The 21014-nt window shown below is 44.0% G+C and carries 20 protein-coding genes, 1 pseudogene and 1 riboswitch; of the genes and pseudogenes, 3 read left to right on the forward strand and 18 right to left on the reverse strand.

What is annotated here, in order from left to right:
- Positions 1-14: 14 nt before the first annotated feature.
- The 16 genes and pseudogenes from ribE (AR337_RS19945) to AR337_RS20025 form a co-directional block, all read right to left on the reverse strand.
- On the reverse strand, positions 15-485 hold the full coding sequence (gene ribE / locus AR337_RS19945) for a 6,7-dimethyl-8-ribityllumazine synthase (RefSeq protein ID WP_059173802.1): 471 nt from the start codon (positions 483-485) through the stop codon (positions 15-17).
- A 66-nt stretch (positions 486-551) separates the two neighbouring features.
- A pseudogene (ribB, locus tag AR337_RS19950) lies at positions 552-1142 on the reverse strand (3,4-dihydroxy-2-butanone-4-phosphate synthase); the annotation flags it as partial.
- A 12-nt stretch (positions 1143-1154) separates the two neighbouring features.
- Positions 1155-1811 (reverse strand): riboflavin synthase, encoded by a 657-nt coding sequence (ribE, locus tag AR337_RS19955; RefSeq protein ID WP_059173803.1) that lies wholly within the window; start codon positions 1809-1811, stop codon positions 1155-1157.
- A 245-nt stretch (positions 1812-2056) separates the two neighbouring features.
- A riboswitch (FMN riboswitch) is annotated at positions 2057-2202 on the reverse strand.
- A gap of 171 nt (positions 2203-2373) precedes the next feature.
- Positions 2374-2550, reverse strand: a complete 177-nt coding sequence (locus tag AR337_RS19960) for a hypothetical protein (protein WP_156424480.1) — start codon at positions 2548-2550, stop codon at positions 2374-2376.
- A 20-nt stretch (positions 2551-2570) separates the two neighbouring features.
- Entirely contained in the window at positions 2571-3170 is a 600-nt protein-coding gene (locus tag AR337_RS19965; protein ID WP_059173805.1) for a hypothetical protein, read from the reverse strand.
- A 407-nt stretch (positions 3171-3577) separates the two neighbouring features.
- A complete protein-coding gene (locus tag AR337_RS19975; RefSeq protein ID WP_059173807.1) occupies positions 3578-3769 on the reverse strand; it encodes a hypothetical protein in 192 nt (63 codons plus the stop codon).
- 214 nt (positions 3770-3983) lie between these two features.
- Positions 3984-4727, reverse strand: coding sequence for a L,D-transpeptidase family protein (locus AR337_RS19980; RefSeq protein WP_367576271.1), 744 nt, complete (start codon positions 4725-4727; stop codon positions 3984-3986).
- Between the two features lie 329 nt (positions 4728-5056).
- The gene (locus tag AR337_RS19985; RefSeq protein ID WP_059173808.1) at positions 5057-6826 is read right to left on the reverse strand and encodes an ABC transporter ATP-binding protein; all 1770 of its coding nucleotides are present in this window, start codon (positions 6824-6826) and stop codon (positions 5057-5059) included.
- Between the two features lie 3 nt (positions 6827-6829).
- Positions 6830-8581 (reverse strand): ABC transporter ATP-binding protein, encoded by a 1752-nt coding sequence (locus AR337_RS19990; protein WP_059173809.1) that lies wholly within the window; start codon positions 8579-8581, stop codon positions 6830-6832.
- A 336-nt stretch (positions 8582-8917) separates the two neighbouring features.
- Positions 8918-10408 (reverse strand): peptide MFS transporter, encoded by a 1491-nt coding sequence (locus AR337_RS19995; protein WP_059173810.1) that lies wholly within the window; start codon positions 10406-10408, stop codon positions 8918-8920.
- A 355-nt stretch (positions 10409-10763) separates the two neighbouring features.
- Complete coding sequence (locus AR337_RS20000) at positions 10764-11444, reverse strand: hypothetical protein (protein ID WP_059173811.1); 681 nt, start codon at positions 11442-11444, stop codon at positions 10764-10766.
- Complete coding sequence (locus tag AR337_RS20005) at positions 11444-12184, reverse strand: hypothetical protein (RefSeq protein ID WP_156424481.1); 741 nt, start codon at positions 12182-12184, stop codon at positions 11444-11446. The genes AR337_RS20000 and AR337_RS20005 overlap by 1 nt, the downstream gene beginning before the upstream one ends.
- The gene (locus AR337_RS20010) at positions 12156-13067 is read right to left on the reverse strand and encodes an ATP-binding cassette domain-containing protein (RefSeq protein ID WP_059173813.1); all 912 of its coding nucleotides are present in this window, start codon (positions 13065-13067) and stop codon (positions 12156-12158) included. Before AR337_RS20010 ends, AR337_RS20005 begins: the two co-directional genes overlap by 29 nt.
- The gene (locus tag AR337_RS20015; protein ID WP_059173814.1) at positions 13064-13423 is read right to left on the reverse strand and encodes a GntR family transcriptional regulator; all 360 of its coding nucleotides are present in this window, start codon (positions 13421-13423) and stop codon (positions 13064-13066) included. The genes AR337_RS20010 and AR337_RS20015 overlap by 4 nt, the downstream gene beginning before the upstream one ends.
- 154 nt (positions 13424-13577) lie before the next feature.
- Positions 13578-14282: a DUF421 domain-containing protein gene (locus AR337_RS20020; RefSeq protein WP_059173815.1), complete on the reverse strand. Its 705-nt coding sequence runs from the start codon at positions 14280-14282 to the stop codon at positions 13578-13580.
- Between the two features lie 419 nt (positions 14283-14701).
- The gene (locus AR337_RS20025; RefSeq protein ID WP_059173816.1) at positions 14702-15364 is read right to left on the reverse strand and encodes a lysozyme family protein; all 663 of its coding nucleotides are present in this window, start codon (positions 15362-15364) and stop codon (positions 14702-14704) included.
- A 404-nt stretch (positions 15365-15768) separates the two neighbouring features.
- Between AR337_RS20025 and AR337_RS20030 the strand changes: the two genes are divergently transcribed.
- Positions 15769-16893, forward strand: coding sequence for an ABC transporter ATP-binding protein (locus AR337_RS20030; protein WP_059173817.1), 1125 nt, complete (start codon positions 15769-15771; stop codon positions 16891-16893).
- Positions 16893-18476: a glycine betaine ABC transporter substrate-binding protein gene (locus AR337_RS20035; RefSeq protein WP_059173818.1), complete on the forward strand. Its 1584-nt coding sequence runs from the start codon at positions 16893-16895 to the stop codon at positions 18474-18476. Before AR337_RS20030 ends, AR337_RS20035 begins: the two co-directional genes overlap by 1 nt.
- A gap of 59 nt (positions 18477-18535) precedes the next feature.
- Here the strand turns inward: AR337_RS20035 and AR337_RS20040 are convergent, their stop codons facing one another.
- Positions 18536-19150: a TrkA C-terminal domain-containing protein gene (locus AR337_RS20040; RefSeq protein WP_059173819.1), complete on the reverse strand. Its 615-nt coding sequence runs from the start codon at positions 19148-19150 to the stop codon at positions 18536-18538.
- Between the two features lie 439 nt (positions 19151-19589).
- On the opposite strand from AR337_RS20040, the gene AR337_RS20045 reads away from it, so the two are divergent.
- Positions 19590-20363, forward strand: coding sequence for a DeoR/GlpR family DNA-binding transcription regulator (locus AR337_RS20045; protein WP_059173820.1), 774 nt, complete (start codon positions 19590-19592; stop codon positions 20361-20363).
- Between the two features lie 176 nt (positions 20364-20539).
- Here the strand turns inward: AR337_RS20045 and AR337_RS20050 are convergent, their stop codons facing one another.
- Positions 20540-20857 (reverse strand): hypothetical protein, encoded by a 318-nt coding sequence (locus tag AR337_RS20050; protein ID WP_059173821.1) that lies wholly within the window; start codon positions 20855-20857, stop codon positions 20540-20542.
- Positions 20858-21014 lie beyond the last annotated feature (157 nt).

The raw sequence follows: 21014 nt of genomic DNA on the forward strand, positions 1-21014 counted from the left end.
CGTAAAAGCTATTATTAAGCTTCGATCGAGCGAATCAAGTTGGCCATTTCGATTGCTGAAGAGGCCGCCTCCCAGCCCTTGTTTCCAGCCTTGGTTCCGGCACGTTCAATTGCCTGTTCGATTGAGTCAACCGTAAGGACGCCGAAAATTACCGGAATACCGGTGGCAAGCGCGGTGTTTGCAACTCCTTTGGCAGCTTCATTGCATACAAAATCGAAATGGGGAGTAGATCCCCGGATTACCGCCCCAACGGTAATGACTGCATCATACTTTGCTGACTTGGCAAGTTTTTGCGCAATCATCGGGATTTCAAATGCCCCCGGCACCCACGCGACATCCACATCTTCTTCGCTTACTCCGTGGCGCTTAAGAGAATCCAATGCGCCGCTTACTAATTTATCTGTAATAAAATCATTAAACCGTCCAGCTACTATTCCTATTTTTAGGCCTGAACCTATCAAATTACCTTCATAAATTTTTTTCATTGCCCATTCCTCCTATTATTTTCCCTCTATCTTAAGAAATTATTTTATGGCTCCATGCAGTTCTCTTTTATAAGCAATTAAATCTTCTATCGTAATCATTTTAAGGCCAAAGCGCGCGGCCACTTGTTGAAGCTGTGGAACCCTCGCCATCGTCCCATCCTCGTTCATAATCTCACAAATGACCCCAGCAGGCTTTGCGCCGCAGAGTTTGGCCAAATCGACCGCAGCCTCAGTATGTCCCGGCCTTTCCAATACTCCGCCCTTTTTTGCGACAAGCGGAAAAACATGTCCCGGTCTTTTAAAATCCTCTGGCTGGGAGGTTGGATCCAGAAGGCTCAAAATCGTTGCAGAGCGTTCATATGCAGAAATTCCGGTTGTGGAAAATTTATGGTCGATGCTAATCGTAAAGGCTGTCCCATGGGCATCCGTATTCTCCTTTACCATGGAGTGGAGCCCCAGTTTCCCCGCCAGCTCCTCCTCAATGGGTACGCAAATAAGGCCTCTTCCATGAGTAGCCATAAAATTAATGACTTCAGGAACAGCTGTTTCTGCCAAGGAGACAAAGTCCCCTTCATTTTCACGTCCTTCATCATCACAGACAATGATGACCTTCCCTTCTTTAAGTTCCTGAAGGGCTTCTTCAATTGTGCTGAACATTGTGCTCCCTCCTTAAATGAAACCCTTCTCCTCCAGGAAACGGGCCGTAATGCCTGACTTTTTTTCCTCTAGACGGTTTTTGCCTGGATTCAAGATATGGTGCACATACTTGCCAAGCATGTCGCATTCGATATTGACGCTATCCCCGGCTCCCTTTTGGGAAAGGATCGTTTCAGAGAGCGTATGAGGAATGAGCGAAACTGTAAATGATTGTTCGGTTACTTCGAACACTGTCAAGCTTGTCCCGTCCACTGCCACTGAACCTTTCAGGATGAGGAACGGCATCATAGAAGGGGCTGCTTCAATTTCATAATATACCGCATTTGCCAGCCGGTTCTTTCCTTTTATTGTTCCCGTTCCGTCAATATGGCCGCTGACAAAATGGCCGCCAAATCTTCCTCCCGCCGCCATGGCGCGTTCAAGGTTCACCTTTGAGCCCTTCTTCAAATTCCTGAGAGTTGTGGCCTTTACCGTTTCAGGCATCACATCGACAGTAAATCGACTTTTTTCAAAAGAAGTAACCGTCAGGCAGACTCCGTTTACCGATATGCTGTCACCAAGCTTAACATCCTCCAGAACCTTCCTCGCATCAATGGTAAGTACGATTGAAACGCTTGTAGAAGCAATCGCTGACACAGTCCCAATTTCTTCAATGATTCCAGTAAACATTCATATCTCCTTTTATCGTGGCTTATCCATTGTAAGGATATCCCAAAGGGGTGGAAAAACATGCAAAAAGCCCCAAAGGCAATCAAGCGCTTTGGGGCAGAGAAATGGCATGCTCAAATAAAGGTTTGAAAAAGGCGGGAACGGCCAGCTTTGAATGCCCAAAGCGTGCTTTTGCAATTAAGGCGCAGCCCTTCAGAACCGTCCCTGGTTGCAAAAGGGCACACCTCACCCTTTTTAAATCCTGCTTTTTCCTTCTCCCATCCAGACTATACTGTCGGCCCCGGAATTACACCGGATCCACCGCTTGCCAATACAGGCAACCGGGTCACGGGCTTTGGGGTCTAGCCCCATCACCGCCGGTAGGGAATTTCACCCTGCCCCGAAGGAATATTCAATTGGAATAGTTAAATTATACTCGAATAGCTTGGAAAAAGAAACAGTTTGGTACTTTACAGAATCTAGGCCTTAAGTCTTAATACGGATTTCTCCTGCAGCAGGCTCCTCAATGAACCCTTTATGGCTTTGAATATACATTACTTATCAAGGAACTAATAAAGCGTATTCATAGATTATAATACTGGCTGAAATCGTCGCTATCGTAAGGATTATAGTCCAGCCAGATTGTAAAGGCGCTGTCATTCACTTTATAGTAGTCTTTCGCAAACCGGATGAATTCAATAGTGGCCAGTTTCTTTCCTGAATAGGTTTTCAAATAATCGGCCAGGAACGAAAGCGCCACTTCCTCTCCATGGGGTTTCATTATTTTCCAAAGATGTCCACAGGGACGTAAAAACGGTCCTCGCTTATGATTGTTACAGGCTGCAGCACCAGCCCGGGATAGCTTCCTTTTCTTCCATTTGCCAAAACGATATCAAGCTGTCTATAGGGATAACCCCCCAGTTTCTCAGAAAAAAAGGATACTGTTTCGCCCGCTGTTTCCAATGCTTTCCTTGCCCTTTCCTGTTCCCCTTCCGGCGCAAAAACCCGAATTTCCACATCGGCGGCTATCGCTTTAATCATGCCATGCCCATCCAATAACATGACATACAGTTCCTTCAGGCTATTTGCCTCTATTTGTCCCTTTCCGACTCTCTGATCAGGGTCGGGGGCGGATGTCACCAATTGGTACCTTTCCGGAATTTCATAGCTGAATTGGTAGTCTGAAGGTATTATTGTATACGTTTCCTTACCCAGTGTGGCCGGTTGAATGATCCAATCATTGGCAAAGTCCGGGACCATGGGATACCATTGAAGAAGATCGTAACCGGTATTTTCACTAGCTGCTTTAGGCATTGAAAAGGAATAGGATAAAGCGACGGAAGCTTTTCCCTCGCTGGGCAAAATGTTTTTTAATGGCACCACTACCTGGAGGCCATTCAGCTAATACTCTGAGGTTTCGCCGTTAACATGCACGTTTTTCATTTCCAAATCACCGCCGCCAATCTCATTCAAGCATTTATTCACCGCCCACGAAAGTACCTTGCGCCTGTATTCATCCCTGGCAATGTCACCTAACTGATTTGGATTAAAATAAAATGATAGTGTATTCCAACCTCCACGGGAGGTATTGGTTACGTCTATGGAAGCCTGAACTTTTAAACGTGTTTTCCTTAGGCATTTTTAAATCAAGCATGTACCTCGCCATGGAACCTTCACTAAAAACCTCAGGCTTTTCTGCCATCCCTGGCTCGAGGTGTTGCTCCCCGGCCTGACTTCCTTGAAGCGATGCAGATTCGACAGTGGGCTCTGGCATACTATGGATCAGTTCACTCCCCAATTGAAAAAATAGCGGCAGCAAGAATGCCCAGCGATACGATAATGATTAACGCATACCTGTATTTTTTTCGTGTTGGCGCCTTAATCTCTATCGTTGGGGCCGAATATGTAAATTGCTTCTCCTTTTGCTGCTGTTCGAGCATTTCGTAATTCTTGTTCACAAACCGAAACTTCTTCTCCATAAAAGCCTCCTGTTGGGAAAATTTCCCCCAATACATTCGACTGCTTTTCATGGAAGAAAGTTACACGTAATAATTTTTTGGTTTATTACCACAAATAAGGCTTTAGCCTTTACCCAGTAATGAACCGATTTTTTTATAAAAAAGGGTGGCAATAGAGAAACCCGCCTCAAATGAGTAGCGGGTTTCTCCATCGTTTAGCTTCAATTGGTTTTCATTATATTTTCGCCAAAGCCTTCCAGGTTGCCGCATCGACAATGCCGGTCACTTTTAGCTTGTTGTTTTTTTGGAATTTCTTTGCGGCTTCTTCGGTTCCTTGCCCAAAAACCCCGTCAATTCCTTTTGTCGGGTAGCCTATTTGTGTAAGAACTTTCTGCAGGGTTTTCACATCTTCACCTTTGCTTCCCTTTTTTAACACAACAGATGTAGACGCTGTGGCCGGTACAGCCGATCCAGATGCCTGAAATCCATTTGCAGCGGCAATTGAGTGAAACGGTTGTTTTGATGAAGTGATGATGACAGGTGTATTGACCGGAACCTGTGAAAAGAGCCATTGAACTTCGTCATTGTGCATCCGGATACAGCCGCCGCTTACATATTTGCCAATTGAAGCTGGGTTGTTGTTTCCATGGATAGCATATGTTGTCCCCCAAGTACCGTTGGCGTTGAGACCGAGCCACCTGTTTCCGAGCGGATTCTTAGGGCTTCCTCCCGGAATTTTTTCTTTGTAATAAGGCCGGTTCACGATTTTATTTACAATCTTGAATTTCCCTTCCGGTGTTAAAGACGGCTCCCTGCCTGTGCCAACGCTGAAGATTTTTACAAGAGTGCTATTTTGGTAAAAAGCCAGCAGGTTCGTTGACTTATTAATGATAATAAAATCTCCTCCGGTAGCCTGAACTGGTGCTTCAAACAACACCATTGAAAAAAACAGGAGCAGACTTAACAATGCTTTTTTCAACTTTATAACCCCCTTTAATTCTAAACCATCCCTCCGGACAATCTCCGAGGATGAATTGTTCCTCTATAGTATTAGTACGATTTCTTACATAATAGTTACATAGTTTTAACTATAATGTCATATTTTTCTATCCCCTTTTTCCGACAAAATCCTTACATAAGGTCGAAATATCTAAGCCCGTTAAGAAATGTTTCGGAATTGTATTGACCGATTGAAGAAAGTTCCCATGCTGAATCGGTCTTCATCAACGAGTCGGAGTCTCAAAGCTGCCAAAACGATGAAAAAGGCTTCCACCCATGTCCGGGGGGAAGCCTTTGGTTTAAAACTGCTTATACTGCTTTCTGTGAAGCATGGAGCTTCCAATAGTATCCTCTGCGATGGAGCAGTTCGCGATGGGACCCTTCTTCGACGATTTTTCCATTGTCGATGAACAGGATCCGGGTCGCGTTTTGGATGGTTGAAAGGCGGTGCGCGATAATAAAGGAAGTCCTTCCTTCAAGAAGCGTTTCCAACCCTTTTTGCAGAGCCAACTCTGTCTCGGTGTCGATGGAGGAAGTCGCTTCATCCAAAATCAAAATCCTCGGGTCGGCAAGCAAAGCCCGCGCGAAGGAGATCAGCTGCCTTTGCCCGGTGGATAACCTTGTTCCCCTCTCGTTCACCTCTGTTTGGTATCCATCCTTCAACTGGTTGATGAACTGGTGCGCCTGGACCGCTTTTGCGGCTTCAATCACCTCTTCATCCGTGGCATCGAGGCGCCCGTAACGGATATTGTCCATAATGGTGCCCGAGAAAATAAACGGATCCTGGAGCATGACGCCCATTTGGCTGCGAAGCGAAGGAATTGTCACACTGTTGATATCAGTGCCGTCTATTTCAATTTTGCCGCCTGTAATATCGTAAAAACGGCTGAGCAAGCTCACGATTGTCGTTTTTCCGGAGCCAGTCGCTCCGACTAGCGCAATCGTGTCACCCGGTTCAACCTTAAAGCTGACATTGTCGAGGATGCGGTCTGCTTCTTCGTAACCGAAGACCACTTGTTTAAATTCGACACTGCCCTTGATTGGTGCAAGCTCCGCGGCATTTGGCACATCGGTGACTGCGGGCTTCTCATCCATTGTTTCGAAAATCCGCTCAAGGTATGCCATTGCGTTGATGATTGCGTTATAGAAGTTACCGATATTCGCAAGCGGTGTCCAGAACATCCAAATGTAGCCCACGAACGCTACCAACGACCCGACTGTCACTCCATCTCCAATCATCGACACACCCATAATATAAATGAAGGAAACCGTCAAGACCGAAATATTTTCAATTGCAGGCCACAACAGGAAGTGGATTTTAATCGCGCGCATCCATGAAGAACGGTAGCTGTCCGAAACATCACTGAAAATCCGCTCGTTTTCCTTTTCCCTTGAAAAAGCCTGAGTCACCTTAATGCCGCTAATGCTTTCATGAATATATGCATTCAAGTTAGATTGCTTGTTGCTTAAAATTTGCCACGCCTTCCGCTGGGCATTTTTTAAAAGCAGGATAACTCCCGCAAGGACAGGGAATCCAGCCATTGCGTACAAGGTAAGCTTTGGATCGATTGAGAGCATAAAACCGACAATGACCAAAAGGCTGAACAGGTCGGTTATGACATTGATGATTCCATTTGACAGCAGGTCGCTTAATGAGTTGACGTAGTTTACGACCCTTACAAGAATTTTCCCGTGCGGGCGGCTGTCATAAAAGGAGAAGGACAGCTTTTGCAAATGGGTGAACAAATCCTTCCGAATGTCCCGGATGATGCTTTGCCCGGTCTGGGACATCATCCTAATCCGGAATTTCATGCAAATTCCAGTTGTAATTAGAGCAAGGACGTATATCCCGGCGAGGATGAAAAGCCCTGTTGTATCCTTAGCGGGGATATACTTATCGATTGCCTGCTTGATCAGGTACGGGCCGACAAGGCTGGCGCAGCTCGCCAAAAGCATCATTAAAACCGTCAGCAGGATAGTTTTTTTGTAAGGCTTAATATACACCAGCAGACGCTGGAAGTGGGCGAGGCGAAATGGGGATTCCAATTCCTCATCAACGTCAAATTTATTGCGTGCCATTGCCTAGACCACCTCCTTTTCTGCGTTTTGGCCTTGAAAGCTGGCATGCTGATTGCTGAATACCTTCCAATAGTATCCCTTCTCGTTAAGCAATTCCTCATGAGTTCCCCGTTCAATGATTTGCCCGTTTTCCATTACCAGGATTAAATCCGCTTCCTTAACAGAAGAAATTCGGTGGGCGATGATGAAACATGTTTTATCTACGAGAATTGACTTTAGCGTATGTTGGATCCTAAGCTCAGTCTCCATGTCTACAGCGGAAGTCGTATCGTCCAGAATCAGCACGGATGGATTTTTCAAAAGGGCTCTTGCAAGCGCAATCCGCTGCTTCTGGCCCCCCGAAAGGCCGACTCCCCTTTCGCCGACAACTGTGTCATATCCCTCTGGAAGTCCGGTAATAAACTCATGCGCCTCGGCCATTTTCGCGGCAGCCTGGACCTCTTCAAGTGTTGCATCCGGATTCCCGTAAGCGATATTCCCTTCTATCGTATCGGAAAACAGGAAGATATCCTGCATAACCATCGCCATGTTTTCCCGAAGCTTGAATAGATCCCAATCCTTTACATTAATGCCGTCAACCTTCACCTCGCCGCTGTCCGCATCATAAAACCGGCTAAGCAGGTTCACAAGAGTCGATTTTCCCGAACCCGTTGCGCCGATGATTCCAACGGTCTGGCCAGGGGATGCACTAAAGCTGACTTCCTTCAACACGTCCTCATCCCCGAAGCTAAATGATACTTGGTTGAATTCTACGTAACCTTTTAATTCATCCCCGTTCAGTTTTTTGCCATCATTGGCGATTGATGGAGTTGTATTCATCAGTTCCTCAACCTTTTTAGCAGAGGCATTGAACCTTTGTACATCGTTGATGAGCCATCCCGCCATCCGCATCGGGTTGTTCAGCGCCCAGATCAAGCCATTGAAGGTGGCAAGCTCCCCGATTGTAAGCGACCCATTGATGACCATGATTCCGCCGACCAGGATCATGACTACCGTGAACAAGCCAGCAAGAGAGTCAAGTACTGGCAGGAACTTTTCCCAAACCCTTGCGGAGGCTAGCGACTTCTCTTTGTAGCCTTCATTCTCTACTGTAAACTTATTAATCTCATGGCCTTCTTTTGCAAATGCCTTAACGACCCTGTTTCCGCTGATGTTTTCCTGGACGACTGAATTCAGCTTTGCGAACTGCCCGCGGATCTCCGAAAAAGTCGGTCCGACCGCAAACGTCATCTTATAGGCGAAAAATCCAATTATCGGCGTCACCAGCATCATTACAAGGGCTAGCTGCGGATGAATATAAAACATGAACCCAACCGCGAACACCAAAATGGTGACATTTTCGAAAATCATGTAAATCGACCAGGCGGAAAACGCCCTGACCATTTCCATATCCCCGGTCATTCTTGCCATGATATCACCGGTTTTTGTTTTGTCATAAAAATAAAAATCGAGCTTATTCAGGCGGTCATATAATTCTTTCCGAATCCTGAAAATTGTATTTTGGGAAATCTTTTCAAACACGATTTGGTAATTGTAGCGGATGACCGTCTTCAGCACTGTCGCGCCTATCATGGCGCCGAGGAATGGCCACAGCAATTCCTCCTGCTTTCCGAATATGACTTTGTCAATGATCCTTCCCGCAAAATATGGGTTTACCAGATTTAACATAGTGACAACCAATGCCAGGGACAATCCCAGGTAAAAGCGTACCCGGTAATCCCTCAAATACCCCCATATCCAACGAAAGCTTTGCATATCTCTCTTCTCCCCCCGGTAAAACTGAACATTTAAAACTATATTTTGGAACCAGCCCTCCTATGTCTCTTTATCAGACTATTACGAAAAGCGAAATAAATAACTTGATAACCATTCTACAACAGGAGTAACTCCAATACTAGATAAAAATTCCATAAAGTGAAGAAAATTCTTTTTGAAGTACCGGGTACAATTGTGGGACAGAAAAAGCCTTGAGCGGGCAATAATTGAATCCAAAGAGGAGCTGCCTATAGGGGGTGGGTTGGCTTGCACTTTCTTGCCAAAAAGAAAAACACCTGCCCCAATGATTAAGGAGCAGGTGTTTGGAAGGATTTGTTAACGGATTCCCTTCATAAATACTTGTATTCTTGGGGCCAACATGAAGAGCACGACACTTAGGACGATGGACGCGCCACCGATAATGCCGAAGTAGGCCATTTCGTTTTCTGGGGAATAAAATTGGACGATCTGTGCATTGATTGCCTGGGCAGCCGCGCTTGAAAGGAACCAAAGGCTCATTGTCTGTGCAGAAAACGCTGCAGGCGCAAGCTTTGTTGTCGCAGAAAGCCCAACAGGCGACAGGCATAATTCGCCAAGTACAACAATCAAATAGCTCAGGACAAGCCATAACGGGTTAACCAACGAATCGGTTCCGCCGAAATATGCAGGCAACAAGATGACCAGGAAGGACAAGCCTGCAAACAGCAATGCCAGCGAGAATTTTTGCGGAATGCTCGGCTGGCGCTTGCCCAATTTAACCCACATCCAGGCAAACACTGGCGCCAATACGATGATGAACAGCGGGTTCAGTGATTGGAAAAATGCCGGAGATATTTCCATGCCGGCAATATTCAACTGGGTCCGATTGTCCGCATAGCTGGCAAGGATGGTTGAGCCTTGCTCCTGGATCGCCCAGAACATCACTGAGGCGATAAACAGTGGAATGTAGGCGATTAGGCGCGAACGCTCAACATCATTTGTTTTCGGACTGCGGTACATTACGATGAAATACAGGGTCGGAATTAATATTCCCAGTACCCCAACGAGATTAATAAAGCTTTTAAAAGTCAACAAGCCTGTTGGAATGGCGATTGCAATAAGCACTGCTAGAGCAACGACAACTATACCAATAATGGTGTAGGCTTTTTTCTTTTCATCACCTGTAAGCGGGTTTGGTACATAAGTTCCGGCAAGTCCAAGATTCTTCTTCTTCGTTGTAACAAATTGAACCAGACCGAAGAACATACCAACTGCTGCAATACCAAATCCAAGATGAAAGCTTGTTTTCATAACGGCACCAACAATCAGCGGTGCAAGGAAACCACCAAGGTTGATACCCATATAGAAGATACTGAAGCCAGAGTCACGGCGGGCATCTTCTTCGCTGTAAATCTCACCAACCATAGATGAAACGTTTGGCTTAAGCAGCCCGGTACCAAGAACAATCAGCACCATGGAAATGAAGAACAATGCAACATTTCCCGGGATCGCAAGTGCGATGTGGCCAAGCATGATTAAAATACCGCCATAAAAAACGGCTTTAGATGTTCCGAATATCCGGTCCGCTAACCAGCCGCCGATAATACCGGACATATAAACGAGTGAACCGTAGATCGACATAATCGAGAGCGCGAGAGTCTGATCAAGCCCAAGCCCGCCTTTTGAAACTTCATAATACATATAGAAAACAAGGATTGCCCTCATTCCGTAATATGAAAAACGTTCCCAGAATTCAGTGAAGAAAAGAGTGAACAGTCCCTTGGGATGGCCAAAGAAACCTGTTTGGGGGACACTATCCACAATTTTCTGCCTATTGTAATTTGACATGGTTTTACCCTCCTCTATATTATTTCATGATACTTTCTTGGATATAATTTTGTCAAAAGCTATTTTTGGCAACCCGCTTGAAATCTTCCAAAAATGCTGATAAAACAATGAATTCTAATAATATATCCCAAAAAGAAAGTTTTTTTAAAATAATGATTAAATTCCTAATCTTCCCTCTAATGTGACTCTTCTACTATTAAATCAAGACCTCCCTCCCCTTTTCCCAAAAAAAGCCTCCAGCCATAGAGGCGGGAGGCAGAAAGGGGGCAACCCCCAACAATCTATTCAAAAAGAAGGCATTTTCAAGATTTGCAGTTAAAATTTAAACTCCATACTAATCCTACCTGTTTACTCCTCATTCCCCCACTTCCTTGATCCCGATTTGGCCCTGTGTTTGAAGTTTTAAGTTTTCAGGAACTTTGAGATAAAGAGTGGATCCTCCTCCCCGGGTGGTATAGACGTTCGATTTTTCTCCAGTAAACTGCCTCACAGGGAAACTATTGGTAAAGATGCGCACATCCACTCGTATTTCAGTGTGCGGGATTTCAAGTTGATTACCGTTGAATTTGTAAGGCAAGGCCTTTATTTTGCTGCTAAAGTCCAGGCCCCCAATGAAAAGTTGTTCTCGATACGAATAAATTTCGATCTCATTTTTCAGTCTGCTATCCCTCTCAATCAAAATCTCAGGGCCGAAATCGCCCCTAAAAACTATTTCGAGAGTGTCGAATGGAAAATCCTTAATCGTTTCCTTTTTAGCCAGATAATCATCAATTTGATCCAGCCTCCCGGAGTATAAATTCTGCATGTAATTTTCCCATGACCGGTCAACTGTCCCACTCGGCATCCGTTCACCTTGGACTCTTTCCACTTTAAGAAACGGAGAAATGATTGTTGCAATCAGTAAAATTCCAATGTAACCGAGCAGCAGCCAGTGAGTTACCTTCGGAGTGCCGAGCCTTATTTTACCCGATCTGGCGATTAGATGGGATACGGCTACAACCATCACAAAGAGTAGCAAAATGGGAATAATCGCCATTACCTCCTCACCTCCATCCGCTGAAGAACCGCAATGCCGGCTGTGTAAAATAAACCAGCCGTACTGAGGGCCTTAAGGGCAAACAGCACAACGCTTTTTTCTCCCGCATAGAACTTGATTACATCATTTAAAAACCCAGCCGGTAGTATAATTTCCCCTGCTGCCATTATGCCAAAGATTAACACAGGAATAATAAAGACAAAAATTTTGCTTATACTGGTCACAGAACTGATGAAGTAGCCAATCGAACTGACTAGAAGGACATAAAGAAAAGTAATCCCAATCCCAGTCATTGCTTCAGCCAATCCGCTCCGGACGGAATAAATGGGTTGGTTTTTTATGAAGAAAAAAATAACCTGAAACAGATTTCCCGCCAAAATCGCAGTAATGCTCCCGAGGAAGCCTGCAGTAGCCAGGAAAAGAAGATTTGATACGCTGCTGCTTACCCGGTTCGTAACAAACGTAAAGTCCTGCAGCCTGTTTTGCCTTGTATTAATGGTTATCGCTGAAACAAAGGCCCATATCATTGTAAAAATAAGCACAACATCGGAAGAATAATACTTTGAATTAACCTCAAGCCCACTCCCGCTCATCCCGCTTGAGCCGACCCCGCCTAGTGAGAACAAGATTGCCAGCACTTGAATGCCGACAAGTGCGCTAAATGCATCAATATTCGCCCTAAGTTTATGAAAATATTGCTTTTTAACAATTTCAGCTAAATTCGTTTTCGTTAAAGACAACATCAATTCCCCCTTTCTCCCCATTCGTAAGGTAAACAAAAAGGTCGCTTGGACTTACTGGAAAGATATCCGCCCCCAACTGGCGCAGCTCACTCACCTCTATATCTGTGAGTTCGTTCCTGACTACCGCCTGGACAGTGTTACTTCCCATTGTTTTCTTATGAATAATCTCTTTTTCGGTAAGGACATTATTGATCGCTTCCTCACTTCCCTTCACTGCAATCGCCAAGGTGCTGAACTCTGACATTGGCAAATGGAGAAAGGTACGGCCGTTCTGGATAAGAAGAATATCCTCAAGCAAATCCTCAATTTCTTCGAGATGGTGGCTTGATAGAATAATAGTCCTTGGAAAGTCAATATACTCCTTCAAGAGCGCCCGGTAAAAATCCTTTCTGGCCGCCTGATCCATCCCTGTAGTTGGTTCATCAAACATTGTCAGCGGACAGCGGGCTGCCAGGCCGACAATCGCATTGAAAATACTAGTCTTTCCTTTTGACAGTCGGCTATGGTAATCCCGAGGATCGAGGGAAAAATAATCAAGCAGCCGTATCGCCAGCTTTTGATTCCAATTCGGGTAAAACCGGCCCGCTTCCCGCAAAATGTCTCCCAACGGCAGTGCTGTTGGAAAAAACATTCCATCATCAACTAAGATTGAGTTCATCGAAACATCCAGATTTTCAAAAGGAGTTTCAGAGAATATTTTGACATTTCCGGAAGAAGGCCTTAAAAATCCCGCCATTATTTTCATCATGGTTGTCTTCCCAACGCCATTTCGCCCAACTAAACCGGTGATGGTATTCTCCTTAATCGAAAAACTAAGCTGATTCAGAGCCTTTTTTCCAAAAAAAGCTTTCGTTACATCGTTGAATTCTACTGCCTTCATTGCTTACCCTCCCCGATTTCCGCATCCTCAATCATTTTAATTAATTCTTCCTTCCCAATATTCAAACGGCTTGCCTCCAAAACCAAATCCCAGACCAAACCCTTTAACGTTTCGTTTTTGCGTTTTTTTATAATAGCCTCTCTGGCACCTGACGCTACAAACATTCCCAACCCCCGCTTTTTATACAAAATATTTTCATCGGCCAGCAGATTCAGCCCTTTTGCAGCCGTCGCAGGATTGATCGTATACATTTCAGCAAGCTGGTACTGCGAATAAACTTTTTCATCCTCCTGCAAATGGCCGCTAATGATTTCGGACTCAATCCATTCCGCTATCTGTATATAAATCGGCTTCATGCTATTAACGTTTATTATGGGATTCACCTCCAAAAAGGATAGTACATTAGTGTACTAATGTACTACTTAACCTTAGTATAAATATTTCCTGTTCCTTTTGTCAACAGAAAAAAGCCTTCCATCAAAATAGGAAGGCTTATCGAATGAGGTTTTTTTATTCCAAATCGGTTGGGGAAGAAAGCTTATCTTCATACTTATCGATAAAAAGAGTGCCTCTTGTGTTGATGACAGCATAATAAATTTCTTTTACGTTCAAGTTTCTTTTTCTGCATTCTCCCTCAATCCAAGGTTGGCTGTAAATGCCATTGGTATTTTTTGTGATGATTTTTCCATCCATAATCAATTCGATGGGCAAAGATTGATAGGAATAAGGTATGCCATATTCCTGTTTCGTTACAGATTGGAATGGCATTTTTTTAATTATCGATAAACCACCGCTGACTTCCAATAAAGCGTATTCCACTTCACCTATATTAAAGATGTCCTTTTCTCTCAATAGCTGATTGAGGTCATCAATTGACATTTTTACTTTTTTCATATTTGTATCCAGAATTATCCCATTCTCAATTAATACGGTCGGCCTTCCGGATAGCCACTTCCTTACCCACCTGCTTCGCCACGACAAGAGGAGGCAAAGATAGTATAAGAGCAATAATGCAATAAACGCGATAAATATATCCATAAATTTCAGGTTCGTATGAAAGCCCATGTTAGCGATAAAGGAGCCGATCGAAACAGATAAAGCAAAGCTAAAGTGGGTCTTATGTGAATTGATGTGCTTGCCAATAAATAGGGTAACCGAAACCAAAAGAATGAAACTGGTCAAAGTTCTTCCAATCGGGACTAGTATCTCTTCCATTTTAGTCTCCCATCACATAGGTTTTTCCTTGTTGATTCAGGCTGAATTGAAAAAAGGCCGGGCAATTCCAGTTGGGAATCACCCTGCCTTTATTCTTCCAGTAAATTCATTTTTTATCCAATAATCTCTTTTCCCATTTTAAAAGATCAAAATGCGCAAGCGCCTTGGTCAGCCCCGACCAGATTAAGACGGGGCCCGCAGGACATTGAATGTCATCCCCGAATTCGCCCACGCACGAAGGAAATGCAAGCATTTCCGAGGACGGGCCTGCCCTCCGGAGGGAACCGGCTTAAGACCTCGAGGGGCTAGGCGCTGGAGCTGGATTACAACAACTTATTTCGAGTTATTCACAATGTTCTATTTTTAGTTTCCTAAAATACTAAGAAAGGCACATCCTACTACGGGGCGCCTCTGTTTGGTCAATGCCGGTTTCCAGCCAAGGGGCTGCCCGTAGCGTGAAGATTGCTCATCACCTTTGTGCTATAGGTAAAATCTCCATAGCAATAGGGATACCGAAAGTTGTTTTTATCACCGCCGCAATTGTAAAGCTGCGGATTTTTTTTGACCTGGATATACGAATATTCCTTAGCGAAATCCTCTTGGTGTTTTCCTCCATTTTGAGAGATAAAGTCAATATAGCCAAGGCCCATATTATATGCCTGGATGACAGTAGGAAGATCAACATTTTTCTTTTCTCCATATAGGAAAGCCCGCTGGAAATGCTTTACTCCCTGTTTAATGCTTTGCTCAGGATTCTGAATGGCATTCCGGGCCAATCCCGCAGATTCAGACGACTGCATCGGGTCGCCGCCTTTCCCCTTGCTTTCCTGCTGCATCACAGCAGCGAGAAGCGGAGTAAACTCCTCTAGTTGTACCTTTTCAAGTTCCCTGTGAATCAAAGGAGTGTATTTTTTAACATTTTCCGATGGAATGTTTTTATACACAAGTCCGGGATGTTTGTTAATAGGGAATTCACCGTTCAAAATGGCAACGAGCCAAAGGACCCCTGCCAAAATCATAATGATATGAAGGGTTCGCTTCTTTTCTTTACTGCTTTTCGCCACTTTTCGTTTTTTCTTCATACCTTTTCTCCAAATCTTGTATTCTCTTATCATCTATTATTATCAAAAAATAGCGGAGAAGACTACCATTTGGTGAAACTAATTCGACAAAGCTCTCCAGGCTTCGATTTTATTTGAGAGTTTTTATCCTTAATAGGTTTCTTCTATCAATAAATTGGAAAATATATATTAAAATGGATACCTAGCAAGTTAAATACAGAGCAACAATAAATTAGGCAGTCTTTTAATATTTGAAAATTGAATCCAAGTTTTCAACCTCATGCTTCCCTATTCACATTTTTTCGAAAAGTAAACATTGTCACCCGTTTTTTCGCAAACTGGCCATTGGAATTTCTAAACAAACAACTTATATGGTAATATAAAGTTGTTACTTTCGAAAACCGGCATACCAAGGGGGAATTTGTTTGATTAAGTTTGAAAACATTGTAAAAAAATATCAGCGCCAAGCAGTTATCCACGACTTCAGTTTAGAGATTACGGAAGGCCAACTGGTTGTATTTATTGGCCCGAGCGGCTGTGGTAAAACAACCCTGCTAAAAATGGTCAACCGCCTGATAGAGCCTACGTCAGGGAAAATATATATAAAGGGCAGGGATATTTCCACAATAGACCCGATTGAATTGCGGAGGAATATTGGCTACGTCATTCAAAGTACCGGCCTTTTTCCACATATGACAATCAGGGAAAACCTTGAGCTTATCCCAAAGCTTAAGGGTGAAGATCCAATTGCCATAGAGGAAAAAACCGAGAGGCTTCTCAATCTTGTCGGACTGAACCCAGATGAATACCTTGACCGTTATCCAAATGAACTAAGCGGCGGTCAGCAACAGCGTGTTGGCGTAGCCCGAGCTTTTTCCACTGACTCCGATATTATCCTGATGGATGAACCATTTAGCGCCTTAGACCCCGTAACAAGAAGTTCCCTCCAGGAAGAACTTTTCAATATGCAGAAGGAATTAAATAAGACAATTATTTTTGTCACCCATGACATGGATGAGGCATATAAAATCGCGGACCATATTTGCTTATTGAAAGACGGCGTTATTTTGCAATACGACACTCCGGAGAACATCCTAAAGAATCCTGCTTCGGAGTTCGTCGAAAACTTCCTTGGAAAGAGACGCGTTTGGAACAACCCTGAAGTGCTGAAGGCAGAGGATATTATGATTCCAAACCCAGTAAAGGTTTCGCCAAAGCGGAATGTGCTGCAGGCAATTGAAATTATGAAGGAAAACAAAGTGGACAGCCTGATGGTTACAGACAGGGATGCGACGCTTATTGGGCTAATTACCCTGAAAGGCATCAAAGTAACGAACCGGGCAATGCTCATCGGCGATGTGATGGAGATGAATGTCCATTCAGTATCGGAAGACATGGATTTGATAACTGTTTTTAAAATGATGAATGAACACAAGATTGGCTATTTGCCTGTAGTGAATGAATCCGGGAAATTAAGGGGACTGATTACTCGAAGTAGTATCCTTTCTGCATTGAGCAGCCAACTGATGGACCTGGAGGTGGCATTTTAATGAAATCATTTTTTGATTATGTAGCTAATAATACCGGCGAAATCTTGAATTTACTTGGCCAGCATATTTATTTGAGCGTTGTTTCCGTATTGATTGCAATTGCCGTCGGAGTGCCGCTCGGGATTACGATTTCACGAAACAAAAGCTTTTCAAAACCGGTAATCGGAACAGCGAATGTCGTCCAGGCGGTGCCGAGCCTTGCTTTGCTCGGGTTCCTCATCCCCTTTATTGGAATTGGCAGTACACCGGCTATCGTCATGGTTGTCCTTTACTCCCTGCTCCCGATTGTCAAAAATACTTATACCGGGCTGACGAATATCGACAGGGATATCCTTGAAGCTGCACGGGGGATTGGGCTTACAAACAGCCAGATCATGCGGAAGATCCAGTTGCCGCTAGCTTTTCCAGTCATTATGGCAGGGGTCCGGATTTCAGCTGTTACAGCGGTCGGGCTAATGACCATTGCCGCTTTCGTAGGTGCCGGAGGCCTTGGCTACCTGGTATTTTCGGGGGTATCAACGGTCGACAATAATATGATCCTGGCTGGTGCGATTCCCGCGTGTATCCTGGCATTGCTGATTGATTTCGTGGTTGGAAGGCTTGAGTCCAAACTTTCCTATACAACGAAAACAGCCGCCAAGAATAAAAATAAGAAGCAGGCACTGGCAAGAAGGATCGCAATCCCAGCGCTGATTGGGATTGTTGTCATCGGAATCGGGATAACCTATGCGTTCAATATGGCTGGCGCGAAAGAAAAGATATCCATAGGTTCTAAAAACTTCACGGAATCCGTGATTCTGGCCAATATGACAGCCGACCTGATAGAGGACAAAACCGACCTCGAGGTTGAACGAAAGCTGAAGCTTGGAGGAACACAGGTCGTTTTCAATGCACTCAGGAAAGGAGACATTGATACGTACATCGAATATACCGGGACAGGGCTTGTCAGCATTTTGAAAAAAGAAGTCTCGAATGATCCCGATGAAGCCTATTCGATTGTCAAGGATGAGTTTGCGAAAAGATACAACATTGAAGTACTGAAACCACTTGGCTTCAACAATACGTATACGCTCGCGGTAAAGCAGGAAACTGCTGATAAGTATGGACTGGAAACCTTTTCGGACCTAGCCAATGTCAGCAATGAATTGACAGTCGGTGCAACCATCGAGTTTACGAACAGGGAGGACGGGCTTAAAGGCCTTGCCAAAGCATACGATATGGATTTCGGCGACGTGCGGGCAGTGGACGGAGGGCTTCGTTACACAGCGCTGAAGAGCAAGGAAAGTGATGTAATCGACGCGTTTTCTACAGACGGCTTGCTTGAGGAGTTTAAGCTGAAGGTACTGAAGGACGACAAAAATTTCTTCCCTCCTTATTATGCAGTGCCAATTGTTAGGGAAGACACACTGAAAGAGCATCCAGAGCTTAAAGAAGTGCTCGACTTGTTGGCCGGAAAACTGACTGACGAAAAGATGCGGGAACTGAACTATCGTGTCGACAGCCTGAAACAATCCCCTCAAAAGGTTGCGAATGACTTCTTGATTGAAGAAGGACTAATTGACAAAAAACAGAATAACAAATAAAGCAAAGGACGGTTCCCTTGCATCCTTCGAATATCGGAGGATGCAGAGGAACCGTCTCTTTATTTTTGTAAAAAATCGACTACCCTGTCGAATGTATGTTCATTGCCGATGATGAGCAGGATGTCTCCTCCTTCAATACTTGCATAGGGGCCAGGTGAGATGATGATGTCGCCATGTCTTTTTAGCCCGACGATCGTTCCGCCGGTATTTTGCCAGAATTTCATATCGGATATTGTTTTCCCTATTTGCGAACAATCCTCGCCAATTTCCACTTCAATCGGCACAAGTGGATTCGTATAGCGCAGCTTGCCCGAGTAATCAACGATTTTCTCAATTGTTTCAAAAAGCTGGTGATCGAGCTTACCTCGTTCCTCCATAATCTTCCTTAGCTGTTTTTCCATGTCCTTCACAGTTTCAAGATTGGAAAAGCGATTAATGTACGACAAAGCATGCTCGCGTGAGGCAATGACGACTCCCGCTCCCTTTTCCGATTTAACAATCTCGACATCTTCGAGAATCTTGATTGCTTTGCGGACGGTTTCCGGCGATACATTGTACTCACTCGCCAAGGTTGAACGCCCGTGAATCTTTTGGCCAACCTTATACTTCTCATTGTAAATTCGATTCGCGATATCAATAGCAATTTGTTCATAAACCGGAATTTTTGTGCGCATAGAATACTTCCTTTATCAGTTTTCTTTTTGAAAGGCGCTGTTTAACAAGTATGTTGATATCCGGCCAGTGAATGCAGCAGTTAATCAACATAGCCCATTTTACAGGCTATTTGAAAAAAGATGCCAGGAGAACCGCAGTATACAGTCTTCCCTTTTTGGCAAAAGAACCATCCATCCATAAGTATATCACTTTTGATTCTTTATGCGCGTCTGCTGCTTCAGGGAACGAGCAGTTGGCCTGGAACGTTTGTAGGGTGATTCTTCTTAAACTTGTTTTCAATGTTGACCTTGGTTGTATTCCCGTTTATTCATTAAATAGACGAAAATCATAGTTTAAATTAAAATAACGGAACGAAACGGAAATAATTATTGACTATTCATGAATAAACATGAAATAATATGGAACATGGTACCATATTTTACTACAGGGGTGATAGCAATGTTTTCCGAAGAGAGAAGGCAGGAAATTCTTAATATGCTTGAACAAAGCGGACGGGTCCTCGCAAAGGACCTTGCCGAAAAGTTCGAAATGTCCATTGATTCCATTAGGCGTGATTTATCGATCATGGAGGAGCAAGGTCTGCTTAAGAGGACGCATGGAGGTGCCATACCGATTACAAATGTCCGTATGATGGCAAGGCCGCCAGCCGACCGCTTCGGGGAAGGGACACCTTTCCAAAATGCGATTGCAAAACTGGCTGCGACCTATGTCAATGCCAGCCAAACTATATTTATAGGCGGCTCTTCTACCCATTATGTGATGCTGAAATACCTGCCGCGCGATTTTCCGTACACCATTGTTACGAATTCAGTCGAAGCCGCATATTATCTGCGGAATGTAACAAATGTGCAGACTTACCTGATTGGAGGAAACGTAAAATCCTCCGGTAACATAACTGATGCCCTGGCAGCCGATTTTGCTCGCCAATTTACTATCGACCTATGTTTTGCAACCGCAGGTGCCTTATCCGTGAACGGCTTAAGTACAGCAACCCCAGAGGTTTCGATTTTCCACAAAGTCGTGTATGACAACTCCAGAAAACGAATTTGCCTGATGGGCCATCAAAATTTTGGAACAGATATGTTTTCACGAATGTATCCAGTTCAAAAAATGGATTTGATTATAACAGATGAAGACACTGACGAGGAAAAAATAGAAGCCATAAGAGCCCTTAAAGTCGAAGTGATTGTCGCAAAAACGGAAGATAATTGAGAGGAAGGTATCAGTTTGATCTCTAGCCCTTGGACAGGAAAATCATTAAGACCGTTTTAGCTTCAGGCAGCCCGTGAAACGGTCTTCACCAGCAACGTCAATTTCAGTATAAAATAACTGACAGGTTTGTCTATATAATAGAAAAAAGGCGGCTTCAACTGAAAGCCGCCCCCTTTCTATAAAAATAAAAATGTTCCGAAAAAGAGAAGCAGCGATCCTACAGGTATCGGATGTTTAAGGAAGGAAGAAAAATACTGGATTAAAGATTCAGCTTCATGGCTTTCTTTCCGAAAAACGCCTAGTGTAACTGCTAAAAAGACCGCGGAACTAAACAGTAAAATATAGTCAAAGGACATAAATTGCGTGCTGATTGGGATTCGGAATGTATACACATAACCCCTGTCCAATAAAAGCTTGAAAGCGGTATAGGATAGCAGTAGTTCGACTCCGATTGTCAGCAAGGCCCATAGCCAAAATTCTATTTTTTTCCCCATAAAGAGCTCCTTTATATTTCTTATCCTAATTATAAATAAGACTATTCCTTTTCCGCAATACCCCTATTATACCAATTTGTAACACATCAAAAAAAATACAAAATGCCTGCAGGGGCAGCCTTATTTCTCAAGACTTTGCCTGCAGGCATCTTTCCTC

It is taken from the genome of Bacillus sp. FJAT-27445 (genome assembly GCF_001510665.1).
Lineage (GTDB): Bacteria > Bacillota > Bacilli > Bacillales > Cytobacillaceae > Bacillus_D.